Origin of the sequence: Pseudomonas sp. NFPP02, from assembly GCF_900119355.1 — a bacterium.
GTDB lineage: Bacteria > Pseudomonadota > Gammaproteobacteria > Pseudomonadales > Pseudomonadaceae > Aquipseudomonas > Aquipseudomonas paracarnis.
The window spans coordinates 25,768-38,620 of record NZ_FPJI01000001.1 but is presented as its reverse complement, the minus strand read 5'-3'; the positions used below and the strand labels follow the sequence as shown (position 1 = coordinate 38,620).

At 58.5% G+C, this 12,853-nt stretch carries 10 protein-coding genes; all 10 read right to left on the bottom strand.

The window, feature by feature from the left end:
- Nucleotides 1-5 precede the first annotated feature (5 nt).
- Complete coding sequence (locus BT204_RS00180) at nt 6-1,571, bottom strand: SpoVR family protein (protein ID WP_003194736.1); 1,566 nt, start codon at nt 1,569-1,571, stop codon at nt 6-8.
- Nucleotides 1,568-2,839 (bottom strand): YeaH/YhbH family protein, encoded by a 1,272-nt coding sequence (locus BT204_RS00175; protein WP_072445548.1) that lies wholly within the window; start codon nt 2,837-2,839, stop codon nt 1,568-1,570. The genes BT204_RS00180 and BT204_RS00175 overlap by 4 nt, the downstream gene beginning before the upstream one ends.
- Nucleotides 2,840-2,952: 113 nt before the next feature.
- Nucleotides 2,953-4,875, bottom strand: coding sequence for a PrkA family serine protein kinase (locus BT204_RS00170; protein ID WP_003194732.1), 1,923 nt, complete (start codon nt 4,873-4,875; stop codon nt 2,953-2,955).
- A gap of 285 nt (nt 4,876-5,160) precedes the next feature.
- On the bottom strand, nt 5,161-5,490 hold the full coding sequence (gene glpE, locus BT204_RS00165) for a thiosulfate sulfurtransferase GlpE (protein ID WP_034128825.1): 330 nt from the start codon (nt 5,488-5,490) through the stop codon (nt 5,161-5,163).
- Between the two features lie 9 nt (nt 5,491-5,499).
- Entirely contained in the window at nt 5,500-6,351 is an 852-nt protein-coding gene (locus tag BT204_RS00160; protein WP_034128824.1) for a symmetrical bis(5'-nucleosyl)-tetraphosphatase, read from the bottom strand.
- Entirely contained in the window at nt 6,351-6,731 is a 381-nt protein-coding gene (apaG, locus tag BT204_RS00155) for a Co2+/Mg2+ efflux protein ApaG (RefSeq protein WP_003194726.1), read from the bottom strand. The genes BT204_RS00160 and apaG overlap by 1 nt, the downstream gene beginning before the upstream one ends.
- Nucleotides 6,732-6,961: 230 nt before the next feature.
- Nucleotides 6,962-7,774: a 16S rRNA (adenine(1518)-N(6)/adenine(1519)-N(6))-dimethyltransferase RsmA gene (gene rsmA, locus BT204_RS00150; protein WP_072445547.1), complete on the bottom strand. Its 813-nt coding sequence runs from the start codon at nt 7,772-7,774 to the stop codon at nt 6,962-6,964.
- Nucleotides 7,771-8,760, bottom strand: a complete 990-nt coding sequence (gene pdxA / locus BT204_RS00145) for a 4-hydroxythreonine-4-phosphate dehydrogenase PdxA (protein ID WP_072445546.1) — start codon at nt 8,758-8,760, stop codon at nt 7,771-7,773. The genes rsmA and pdxA overlap by 4 nt, the downstream gene beginning before the upstream one ends.
- A complete protein-coding gene (locus BT204_RS00140; RefSeq protein WP_136624693.1) occupies nt 8,757-10,091 on the bottom strand; it encodes a peptidylprolyl isomerase in 1,335 nt (444 codons plus the stop codon). The genes pdxA and BT204_RS00140 overlap by 4 nt, the downstream gene beginning before the upstream one ends.
- The gene (locus BT204_RS00135) at nt 10,072-12,846 is read right to left on the bottom strand and encodes an LPS-assembly protein LptD (RefSeq protein WP_072445545.1); all 2,775 of its coding nucleotides are present in this window, start codon (nt 12,844-12,846) and stop codon (nt 10,072-10,074) included. The genes BT204_RS00140 and BT204_RS00135 overlap by 20 nt, the downstream gene beginning before the upstream one ends.
- Nucleotides 12,847-12,853: the final 7 nt, after the last annotated feature.

Here is a 12,853-nt window from a genome sequence, read left to right as displayed (position 1 = left end):
CTGTTTCAGAGATGAACGACGGCCATGTCGAGGCGGCCGTAGTCGTTGTCGTTATGATCGCTGCGCGGTGGCACATGATGGGTTTTCATCACTTGGTCGCCCTGAAGGGTTTCCAGATGAATATCAAAGCCCCAGAGCCGATGCAGATGCTTGAGCACTTCCTCAGTGGATTCGCCCAAGGGTTTGCGGTCGTGCTGCTGGTGACGCAAGGTCAGCGAACGGTCGCCACGCACATCGATGCTGTAGATCTGCACGTTAGGTTCGCGGTTACCGAGGTTGTATTGCGCGGCCAGGGTTTCGCGAATGATGCGGTAGCCGGGTTCGTCGTGGATGGCGGGTACGACCAGATCGTCCTTGAGGTCGTCGTCCAGGATACTGAACAGCTTGAGGTCGCGGATCACCTGGGGCGACAGGTACTGCAGGATGAAACTCTCATCCTTGAAGCTGCTCATGGCGAACTTGATGGTCGAGAGCCAGTCGCTGCCGGCGATTTCCGGGAACCAGCGGCGATCTTCCTCGGTGGGGTGCTCGCACATGCGGCGGATATCGCGGTACATGGCAAAACCCAGTGCATAGGGGTTGATGCCGTTGTAATACGGGCTGTCGAAGCCTGGCTGGAAGACCACGCTGGTATGGGACGTGAGGAACTCCATCATAAAGCCGTCAGTGACCAGGCCCTCGTCGTACAGGTCGTTCATCAGGGTGTAATGCCAGAAGGTTGCCCAGCCCTCGTTCATCACCTGGGTTTGGCGCTGTGGATAAAAATATTGCGCGATCTTGCGTACGATCCGCACGATTTCACGCTGCCAGGGCTCCAGCAGCGGTGCGTGTTTTTCCAGGAAATACAGGATGTTTTCCTGAGGTTCGGCGGGGAAGCGTGCATTGTCTTTGTCGCTGTTCTTGTCGGCGCGCTTGGGGATGGTGCGCCACAGGTCGTTGATCTGTTTCTGCAGGTGCTCCTCGCGTTCCTTCTGGCGCAGGCGCTCCTCTTCGGCGGAAATCGGATAGGGGCGTTTATAGCGGTCAACGCCGTAATTCATCAGCGCATGGCAGGAGTCCAACAGGTCTTCTACCGCATCGATACCGTGGCGCTCCTCGCACTGCATGATGTATTGCTTGGCGAACACCAGGTAATCAATGATCGAACTGGCATCGGTCCAGGTTCGAAACAGGTAGTTGCCCTTGAAGAAACTGTTATGCCCATAGCAGGCATGGGCTACTACCAGCGCCTGCATGCAGATGGTGTTTTCTTCCATCAGGTACGCGATGCACGGGTCGGAGTTGATCACGATCTCGTAGGCCAGGCCCATCTGGCCGCGTGTGTAGGACTTCTCGGTACTGAGGAAGTGTTTCCCGTAGGACCAATGGTGATAGCCCAAGGGCATGCCCACCGAGGCATAGGCATCCATCATCTGTTCAGCGGTGATGACTTCTATCTGGTTGGGATAAGTGTCCAGGGCATAACCCGCCGCGATACGGCTGATTTCCCGGTCATAGGCCTGGATCAGTTCGAAGGTCCACTCGGAGCCAGTGGAAATGGGTTGGCGCTTGTTCTCTTTTTTGGCGGTCATGTCACTAACCTGCGCTGGAAGAGTTCACGGAAGACCGGGTAGATATCGCCGGCCGAGACCAGTTGCTGCTGGGCGAACGTGTCGGCAAAGGCTTCTCCGATGCGCTCGTATTCGAACCACAGGGCCTGGTGCTCACGGGGGGTGATTTCGACGTAAGTGTAGTACTGCACGAACGGCATGATCTGGTTGATCAAAATGTCCCGGCAGATCGGCGAGTCGTCGTTCCAGTTATCGCCGTCGGAAGCCTGTGCGGCATAGATGTTCCACTCGCTGGCGGGGTAGCGCTCGGCCATGATCTCCTGCATCAGCTTCAGTGCGCTGGAAACAATGGTGCCGCCAGTTTCCCGCGAGTAGAAAAACTCCTCTTCGTCCACCTCTCGCGCGCTGGTGTGATGGCGGATGAATACTACGTCAATCTTGTCGTAGTTCCGTTTCAGGAACAGGTACAGCAGGATAAAGAAGCGCTTGGCGATGTCCTTGGTGGCCTGGGTCATGGAGCCGGAAACGTCCATCAGGCAGAACATCACAGCCTTGGAGCTGGGGTTGGGTTGCTTGACCAGCAGGTTGTATTTCAAGTCAAAGGTATCGAGGAACGGCACGCGGTGGATGCGCGCGCTGAGTTTTTCGATTTCCGCCTCGATTCCCTGGATATCGCCGAAGTTGTCCGGTTCTTCGCGCTTCAAGCGTGCCAACTCTTCCTTGGCCTGCTTGAGTTTGGCGCGGCTGCTGCCGGACAGGGCGATACGCCGTGCATGGGCTGAGCGCAGGGTGCGGATGATATTGATGCGCGACGGGTTGCCCTCGTTGCTGATCCCTGCGCGTACGGTCTTGAAGGTATCGGTGCCGGTCAGGTTGCGTTTGACCAGGTTGGGCAGTTCGAGGTCTTCGAACATGAATTCGAGGAATTCTTCCTGAGTGATCTGGAATACGAATTCATCCATGCCTTCGCCAGAGTTGCCGGCTTTGCCCGGACCTTTGCCGCCGCCACCGCCTTGTGGGCGCTGGATATGTTCGCCGGTGGTGAATTCCTTGTTGCCGGGGTGCACCACGGTCTGTTTGCCGCCGCGGCCATGGTGAAGCACCGGTTCGTCGATGTCCCGTCCGGGAATGCTGATTTGTTCGCCATGCTCCATATCGGTGATGGAGCGGCGGCTGACGGCCTCTTCTACCGCCTTTTTGATGTGGTCACGGTAACGCCGCAGGAAACGCTGACGGTTTACCGTGCTCTTGTTCTTGCCATTGAGGCGTCGGTCGATCACATAGCTCATGGGGAGCCCTCCGGGCAGCTTCACGTTACAAGCTTCAAGCCGCGGGCTGGAAGCTTAGAGACAAGCGGTCAACTGCCAGGCCGGATGCCTGGCAGTGCGCGCTTGCCGCTGCCTTACTGCGATTTGCGAACCCGCAGGTACCACTCGGAGAGCAGTCGTACCTGTTTGTCGGTGTAGCCTCGCTCGACCATGCGTGTGACGAAGTCGTTGTGTTTTTGCTGATCCTCCTTGCTGGCCTTGGCGTTGAAGCTGATGACGGGCAGCAGGTCCTCGGTGTTGGAAAACATTTTCTTCTCGATGACCACCCGCAACTTCTCGTAGCTGAGCCAAGTGGGGTTCTTGCCGTTGTTGTTGGCACGGGCGCGCAGTACGAAGTTGACGATTTCGTTGCGGAAATCCTTCGGATTGCTGATGCCGGCGGGTTTCTCGATTTTTTCCAGCTCTTCGTTGAGGGCCACGCGATTGAGGATTTCGCCGGTTTCCGGGTCGCGGTATTCCTGATCCTGGATCCAGAAATCTGCGTACAGCACGTAGCGGTCGAAGATGTTCTGGCCGTATTCGCTGTAGGACTCCAGATAGGCGGTCTGGATTTCCTTGCCGATGAACTCGATGTAGCGCGGCGCCAGGTATTCCTTGAGGAAGCGCAGGTAGCGCTCACGGGTTTCGGCCTGGAACTGCTCTTGTTCAATCTGCTGTTCCAGCACGTAGAGCAAGTGCACCGGGTTGGCGGCAATCTCGTGGGGGTCGAAGTTGAAAACCTTGGACAGGATCTTGAACGCAAAGCGCGTCGACAGACCGTTCATGCCTTCGTCTACACCCGCCGTGTCACGGTATTCCTGGATCGACTTGGCCTTGGGATCGGTGTCCTTGAGGTTTTCGCCGTCGTAGACGCGCATCTTCGAATAGATATTGGAGTTCTCCGGCTCCTTGAGGCGCGACAGCACGGTGAACTGGGCAAGCATCTTCAGAGTGTCCGGCGCGCAATGGGCCTTGGCCAGGGAGCTGTTGAACAGCAGTTTGTCGTAGATCTTGATTTCGTCGCTGACCCGCAGGCAGTACGGCACCTTGACGATATAGATCCGGTCGATGAAGGCTTCGTTGTTCTTGTTGTTGCGGAAGGTATGCCATTCCGATTCGTTGGAGTGAGCCAGCAGGATCCCGGTAAACGGAATCGCCCCAAGGCCTTCGGTACTGTTGTAGTTACCTTCCTGGGTAGCGGTGAGCAGTGGGTGCAGCACCTTGATCGGGGCCTTGAACATCTCCACGAATTCCATCAGGCCCTGGTTGGCCCGGCACAGTGCGCCCGAATAGCTGTAGGCATCGGCGTCGTTCTGCGGGAATTCTTCCAGCTTGCGGATATCGACTTTGCCCACCAGCGCAGAAATGTCCTGGTTGTTTTCATCGCCCGGTTCGGTCTTGGCCACGCCGATCTGGTTGAGGATCGACGGGTAGAGTTTCACCACGCGGAACTGGCTGATATCACCGCCGAACTCGGCCAGGCGCTTGGTGGCCCAGGGCGACATGATGGTGTTGAGGTAGCGCCGCGGGATACCGAAGTCTTCCTCGAGGATCGCGCCATCTTCCGTGGCGTTGAACAGGCCCAAGGGGGACTCGAAGACGGGCGAGCCCTTGATCGCATAGAAGGGCACCTTTTCGATCAATTGCTTGAGTTTTTCCGCCAGGGACGACTTGCCGCCGCCGACCGGGCCCAGCAGATAGAGGATCTGCTTCTTCTCTTCCAGGCCTTGGGCGGCATGGCGGAAGTAGGAAACGATCTGGTCGATGCATTCTTCCATTCCATGGAAGTCTTCAAAGGCCGGATAGCGGCGGATCACCTTGTTGGAAAATATCCGCGACAGGCGCGAATTATTGGCGGTTTCCACCAGTTCTGGCTCGCCAATCGCCAGTAGCAGGCGTTCGGCGGCAGAGGCGTAGGTGCTGCGGTCCTGCTTGCACAGCTCGAGATACTCCTGAAGCGTGAGTTCTTCCTGCTGTGTGGACGCGAAGCGTTGTTGGAAGTGGCTAAAGATACTCATGACGTCGTCACCTCGCTCGATACGTGGAGCCGACGCCGGATCAATCAGTCGATGCTGGCAGTCATTGGCGCACGCCAATGGCTGTTTTCCCCCCAGAACACCCTGAAACGTTACCGATGACCCGTACGCCGGTGTACCGGCTCTCCCCTGATTCGGATGGCCTGCGCTTAAGGATAGTTCGGAATCCGGGAGGTCAAGGCGCGATGCGCAATTAGTTTGGCTGCGCCGTTCGTCAGAAACGGCGCAAGCCCAAGCGTCACGCGGGGTAGCGGGGTGTGAAAAAAATTATTGCGAATCACCTGAAGAAATTTCCGCAGGATAGGTCGTACGCCACAGCTCAAACCCGCCGTCCAGGCTATAGACGTCAGAGAAACCCTGGCTGATCAAGTACGCGGCTGCGCTCTGGCTGGAATTGCCGTGGTAGCAGGCGACGATCAACGGCGCATCGAGGTCGGCGGCGCGTATGAAGTCGGCGATGTTAACGTTGTCCAGATGCTGCGCGCCGCTGATGTGGGCGGCGGCGTAAGTAGGCTGGTCGCGGATGTCGACGACTACAGCACCTTGCTCGCGCAGGGCCTGGGCTTGTTCGGGGGGGATACGTTTGAATTCGGTCATGGCGGGCTCCTATGGCTTGGTGGCGGCCGGCTGGGTAATGGAAAGGGGGGATTCGCACTGGCAGTCGTGGCGCTCGCCCGTGTCGATGTTCATCAGGGTCATGGCGCCGCCCCACACGCAACCGGTGTCGAGGGCGAACACGCCGGGCTCATCGCACTTGCCTTCCAGTGCGGCCCAATGACCAAAGATGATCTTCGTGTCACGGGTCTTGCGTTCCTTGTAGGCGAACCAGGGCTTATAGCCGGGGAGGGCGCTGTCGGCACCTTCCTTGCTCTTGAGGTCCAGTTTGCCTTCGGCCGTGCAGAAGCGCATGCGTGTGAAATAGTTGGTGATCACTCGCAGGCGGGCGACGCCGGTGAGCTCGTTGTCCCACTTCACCGGGTCGTTGCCATACATGCCGTCGAGGTAAGCGGTGTACAGGTTGTCATCGGCCAATGCACTTTCAACTTCGGCGGCGCACTTGAGAGCTTTTTTCAGCGTCCACTGCGGCGGGATACCGGCATGCACCAAGGCCATGTTGCGGTCCTCGTCGTAGTGCATGAGTTTTTGCCGGCGCAGCCAGTCGAGCAGTTGAGCGCGGTCCGGGGCTTCGAGGATTTCCCGCAGGGTGTCACCTTTTTTGAGGCGCTCGATGTTGTTGCCGGCCGCAAGTAAGTGCAGATCATGGTTGCCCAGCACGCATACCAAAGAATCACGCAGGCTATAGAGGTAGCGCAGGGTTTCCAGGGACTGGGGGCCGCGGTTGACCAGGTCGCCCACCAACCACAAGCGATCATTTGCGGGGTCGAAGGCTACGCGATCCAGCAGGCGCTTGAGAGGGTCCAGGCAGCCTTGCAGGTCGCCGACAGCATACGTCGCCATCAGTGCAGGGCTCCTGGCACGGCCAGGCGGAAGGGCTTGATGATTGCATCGAACAGTTGGCCGTCAGTGGCCTTCATTTGATACGAGCCTTGCATGGTGCCGACCTTGGAGGTCATCACCGTGCCGCTGCTATAAGTGTGGCTGGCGCCGCTGTCGATCAACGGTTGCTGGCCGACAACGCCTGCCCCGCGCACTTCCTCGACCTGGCCGTCGCCATCGGTGATGACCCAGTGGCGCGACAGCAGCTTGGCCGGCACCAGCCCGTTGTTCTTCACTGTAATGGTGTAGGCAAAGGCGAAGCGGTTATGTTCGGGTTGCGATTGGTCCGCCAGGAAGCGGGTGACGACGCTGACGTCTATCTGATAGCGAGGATCGGACATGCAAGAGGCCTTAAAAGCGAAGGACAGCAGATGCGAGTCAGTCTAGGCCAAGAGGTGGGCGCTAGGCCAGACATGTGTCGGGCAGCCGGCAAGCGTTATCGGTATAACGCGGAGCAAATGTGTGCGGGCTTGCTCGCGAAGGCGGTGCATCAGTTACACATTTGGTGACTGATACTGCGCATTCGCGAGCAAGCCCGCTCCCACATTGGATTGCATCGAGTTCTTACGGCCTATTCCACTTCGGATGCAGGCTGTATGGCAAGCTGGTCAGCCAGGCGCACGAACGCGGCCAGGTCCAGTTGCTCGGGGCGCAGGCTTCCATCAACGCCGGCAGCTTCGATCTCGGCATTGCTCAGCAGGGCCTTGAGGGTGTTACGCAAGGTCTTGCGGCGCTGGTTGAACGCCTCCCGCACGACGCGTTCCAGCAGTTTGTGGTCCTTGGCCGGGTGCGGCAGCACGGCATGCGGCACCAGGCGTACGATGGCCGAATCGACCTTCGGCGGCGGGTTGAACGCGCCTGGACCGACGTTGAACAGGTGCTCCACGCGGCAGTGATACTGGACCATGATCGACAAACGACCCCAATCACCACCGCCAGGGCCTGCGGCCAGGCGCTCCACCACTTCCTTTTGCAGCATGAAGTGCATGTCTCGGATGATTCCGGCGTTGTTCAGCAGGTGGAAAATCAGCGGCGTGGAAATGTTGTACGGCAGGTTACCCACCACCCGCAGGCTGTTGGGCGCAGCGCCAAGGCTGTTGAAGTCGAACTTCAGCGCGTCGCCCTGGTGCAGGTTGAAGTTGGCTTTGCCGGCGAACTGCTGGTTGAGGATCGGGATCAGGTCCTTGTCCAGTTCCACGACGTCCAGTTGCCCGCCGCTGGCCAGCAGGCCCTGGGTCAGCGCGCCCTGGCCCGGGCCGATTTCCAGCAGGCGGTCTTCTGGCTTGGCGTGGATGGAGCGCAGGATGCGATCGATTACACCTGCGTCGTGCAGGAAGTTCTGCCCGAAGCGCTTGCGCGCCCGGTGTTGGTAATGCTCAGTCATATACGGGTCTCGGCCATCTGATAGGCGGTTTCCAGGGCCACGTGCAGGCTGCCGGTATCGATCTTGCCGCTGCCTGCGAGGTCCAGGGCGGTGCCATGGTCGACGGAGGTGCGGATGATCGGCAGGCCCAGTGTCACGTTGACTGCGGCGCCGAAGCCTTTGTATTTCAGCACGGGCAGCCCCTGGTCGTGGTACATCGCCAGCACTGCATCGCAGTGCTCCAGATATTTGGGGGTGAACAGAGTGTCTGCAGGCAATGGGCCGCGTAGGTCCATGCCTTCTTGGCGCAGGCGCTCTAGTGTTGGTTCAATGATGTCGATTTCTTCATGGCCCAAGTGGCCGCCTTCACCGGCGTGGGGGTTGAGCCCACAGACCAGGATACGCGGTTGGGCAATGCCGAATTTGTGTTGCAGGTCGTTGTGCAGGATGCGCGTGACACGCTCCACACGCGCGGCAGTGATGGCATCGGCGATTTCACGCAGCGGCAAGTGGGTGGTCACCAGCGCCACACGCAGGCCACGGGTGGCGAGCATCATCACCACTTGAGCGGTATGGGTCAGTTCCGCGAGGAATTCGGTATGGCCGGAAAAGGCGATGCCGGATTCGTTGATCACGCCTTTGTGCACCGGTGCGGTGATCATGCCGGCAAAGTCGCCGTCGATGCAGCCCTGGCCCGCACGGGTCAACGTCTGCAGCACAAATGCCGCGTTGGCCGTGTTCAACTGCCCGGCAACCACCTTGGCCTGTAGCGGGGTGTCCCACACATACAGGCTACCAGCGGGGGCCGCCAGGTCGGGCCAGTTGCCTGGCGCCACGTCCAGCAGGTTGACGGCCACACCCAGCTGCGCGGCCCGCTCAAGGAGCAGGTCGCGGCTGGTAATGGCAATCAGGGGGTGTGGCTGGGGTTGCGAGGCGAGCAGCAGGCACAGGTCTGGACCAATGCCGGCCGGCTCGCCGGGTGTCACTGCGAAACGCTGGGGTTTCACTGGGTTGCCTGGTCGGTGCCTGTTTGCTCGGCGCCTGGCAGCTTGTTCTCTACATACGCTTCGTCACGGATCTGACGCAGCCAGGTTTGCAGCTCTTCGTCGTATTTGCGGTTACGCAACACGGTCAGGGCTTGTTGCTCGCGGGCCTGGGTGGTGTTGTCCGTGGCGCGACGGCCAAGGACTTCCAGGACATGCCAACCGTATTGGGTCTTGAACGGCTTGGACAATACACCTTGTGGCGTGTCGGCCATGACCTGCTGGAACTCGGGCACCAGTGCCCTCGGGTCGATCCAGTTCAGGTCGCCGCCGTTAAGGGCAGAGCCCGGGTCTTCCGAGAAGCTTTTAGCCAGGGTGGCGAAGTCTTCACCGCTTTCAATGCGGTCATAGATCTTCTGGGCCAGTTCCTTGGTTTGTGCTTCGGTGCGGATTTCGCTCGGTTTGACCAGGATGTGACGAACATGAACTTCGTCTTTCAACGAGGTTTCGCCGCCGCGACGTTCCAGTAGCTTGAGGATGATGAAACCACCCGGGGTGCGGGCTGGCTGGGTAATGCCACCGACTTCCATGGCGCTCAATTCGCGATCAAACGGAGGTGGCAATTGAGCGGCTTTGCGCCAGCCCATGTCACCGCCTTCGAGGGCGTTATCGCTGCCGGACTGAGCAATGGCCATCTGGGCAAAATCTGCACCCGCTTTCAGGCGCTCGTAGATCGCCTGGGTTTTAGCGGCGGCGGCATTGAGCTGCTCAGAGTTGGCCCCGTCCGGGGTAGGAATCAGGATATTAGCCAGGTGCAACTCTTCGGAAAGCTGCATCTTGCCCAGGTCCGAAGCCAGGAAGTTCTTCACTTCCTGCTCGGACACCTGAACCCGTTCGGCCACACGGCGCTGGCGCACACGGCTAATGATCATTTCGCGCTTGATCTGGTCACGGGCGTCCTCATAGGACAGGCCATCGTGGGCCAGGGCGGCGCGGAACTGATCAATGCTCATGTTGTTGCGTTGAGCAATGGTGCCAACAGCCTGGTTCAGTTCTTCGTCCGAAATACGGATGCCGGAACGTTCGCCAATCTGCAGTTGCAGGTTTTCGACGATCAGGCGTTCCAGTACCTGAGATTCCAGGACGCTGGTCGGTGGCACCCCACCGCCACGTTTGGCGATGGTCTGCTGAACTTCCTTGACCCGCTGGTCCAGCTGGCTCTGCATGATCACGTCGTTGTCGACGATGGCCGCTACTTTATCCAGCTGTTGAACTGCGGCGTGTGCCGAAACAGTACCCAGGAACAGCGCGCCCAGCACTAGCGGGCGCAAACACTCAGAAAGCTTTGTCTTCACGTTCACGATAACCTTCAATGCCTTTGTCGAGGAAGCTCTCTACCTTGGCGCCGGTCAGGCCGCCGAGTCCTTTGAGGACGATCTGGAAGAAGAGCCCGTGGTCACCCTTTTCGTTGAGCGGGGCGATCTGGCTGTACTCGTCGTTGGAAACCCAGTAGCGGTTGATGACGCGCAGTTTCCAGCAGCAGTTGTCGTACTCGAAACCACCGAAGGCTTCCAGGGTGCGGTTGCGTGCATAGTCATACTGCCAGCGAGTGATCAAATTCCACTGCGGAATGATCGGCCACATCATCGAGAAGTCGTGTTGCTGGATTTTGTAGTAATCCTTCACGTAGTTCTCTTGACCTGGCGTGCCGTAGTCCCCACCAAACTGCCATTTGCCGGTCAGCTGGTTGTAAACCACTTGGTCGTTGCGATAGCGGTAACCGAGGTTGACGACTTTATTCGGGTTGTCTTCCGGTTGGTAGTGGAACATCGCGCTGCCGGAACGTGGGGCATGGCTCTCAGTGTCCCAGTTGTAGTCAGCCGTGGCGCGCCAATCGCGGTTGAAGCGGAAAGCGTATTCCAGGGCTATCGGCGAGACATCTGTTTGGGAGTCATCTCGGTCAGCGGCCAAGACTCCTGGCAGTTGAACCTCGCGATCCTTGAAGTACAGTGCTTGACCCACGGAAACACGCTGGCGTTCAAAGCCATTTTCTTCGATCCAGCGGCTGGTTACGCCCAGGGATAACTTGTTCTCGTCTCCAATCCGATCGTTACCGGCAAAGCGGTTATCACGGAATAGAGAGGCATAGCTGAACGAATATTCACTGGTGTCGAAAACCGGAATATCGCTTTGGTCTTTGTTCGGGACGTAGAGATAGAACGCCCGCGGCTCAAGGGTCTGGTTATAGTCTTTACCGAACCAATTGGTTTTGCGGTCGAAATACAGGCCGCTGTCGATGCTAGCGATAGGAACAGCGCGATCTTGCGAACTCTTGAACTCATCGCCAGGAGCGAGCGTATTTTTACCGATGCTATCAAGGTCGAGATCGTATTTCGTATAAACATACTTGAGCTTCGGAGTCACGAAGCCGTAAGTCCAGTTCATCGGATATTCGACTGCTGGTGCAACATTCAGGCGAGTACCGTTTGCCCGGGTCAGGCCAGTGACATAGGTATCCAATCGACGCGAAACCAAGCCGTTCTCATCGGTGAAATTACCGTTCTCCAAGTCTCGATCAAAACGTACAGCTTCGGTTTCATAGCTGAAGTTCAGGCCGCCAGGGTGGAATGGCAATTGACCATTGAGTGTGAGCTGCGGCAGCCGGTCATACGGTGTGATCTGAGAGATTGTCGCCAACTGGTACGCTTGAACATTCAACCGAGCCTGGTATGAGTCTCCCCGGTAGGTCAGGGAGCCCTGCTGGTTCAGGAAGTCCTGGCTCTCAACCCCTTCCTCATACGACTTCAAATCCTGGAAGTAGTAAGGATCGCTGATCCGGGTGTAATCCACCTGTGACGTCAGACGCGAATCCAACCCACCTTTATGCTGCCAATTGAGCATATAGCGGGTCTTTTCGTAATCAGTCTGCTTCTTCCGCTCGTCGCTATCATCATTGAGATACGCCCCACCAAACTGCCCTTCACTCGACTTGGTCAGATAGCGGAATTCGCCCTCCATCAACAAGCCGCGCTTGGTCATGTACTGCGGGTACAACGTGGCATCGTAGTTCGGTGCCAGGTTGAAGTAGTACGGCGTTACCAATGTAAAGCCAGTCTCACTGCCGGTGCTGAAGCTCGGCGGCAGGAAGCCGGATTGACGACGGTCATCGATCGGGAAGTAGATGTACGGGGTGTACAGGATCGGGATGTTCTTGACCCGCAACGTCGCGTTGGTCGCCGTACCGAAACCGGTGGCCGGGTTCAACGTAATGTTGTTGCCCTTGAGCTGCCAGGCGTTGCTGTCCGGCTCGCAGGTGGTGTACGTACCGTCCTTGAGACGGATGATCGCGTTTTCTGCACGCTTGGCGTACAGCGCGTTACCGCGGATGCGTGACTTGTGCATCACGTATTCGGCGTTGTCGATCTGGGCGGCACCGGTGTCGAGCTGGACCTGGGCATGGTCACCCACGATCAGGGCGCCGTTATCGCGCAGGCGCACCTTGCCATTCAGTTCGCCACGGTTCTCCGCCTGGTACAGGCTGGCTTCGTCCGACTCCAGCTGCATGCTGCCCTGGCGCATGACCACGTCACCGGCCAGGGTAGCGACCTGCTGCTCCTGCTCGTAACGAGAAGCCTTGGCGCCGATGAAGGTCGGCGCATCGCTCTTGTTCGTCTTGTCGTTCATGCCAGGACGAGTCGGCTCGATGTAGGCGCCGCCGCAGTAAGGGCCGGTTTCGGCCAGCTGTGCTGCGGTCAGCTTGTCGCGAGGTACCCAGTCAAGGTGGCTGTAGTCGGCACTGCGCGAACGCAGGCCACGGCCCTTGGCTTCGGTGACCAGCATGGTCTTGGGTTCGGCGTCGACGCTGCCGCCAGCTTTGCCTTGCGGCGTGCTGTTGGCCGAGCTGACGGCAGCACCGTCATGCACCGGGCGCGGTGGCAATGGGGCGGCGGCGGTCTTCGGCGCGCAATCCCAGGCACCCGAAGCAGAGACTGAGCAGTCATACTGTTCCGCGGCGACCACGAATGAGGTGGCGAAAGGTTGCAAGGCCAGCAGACTGCCGGTTACCAGCAACGGAAATTTTCTACGAAACGCGGGGGATTTCAATGCCATCTTATTA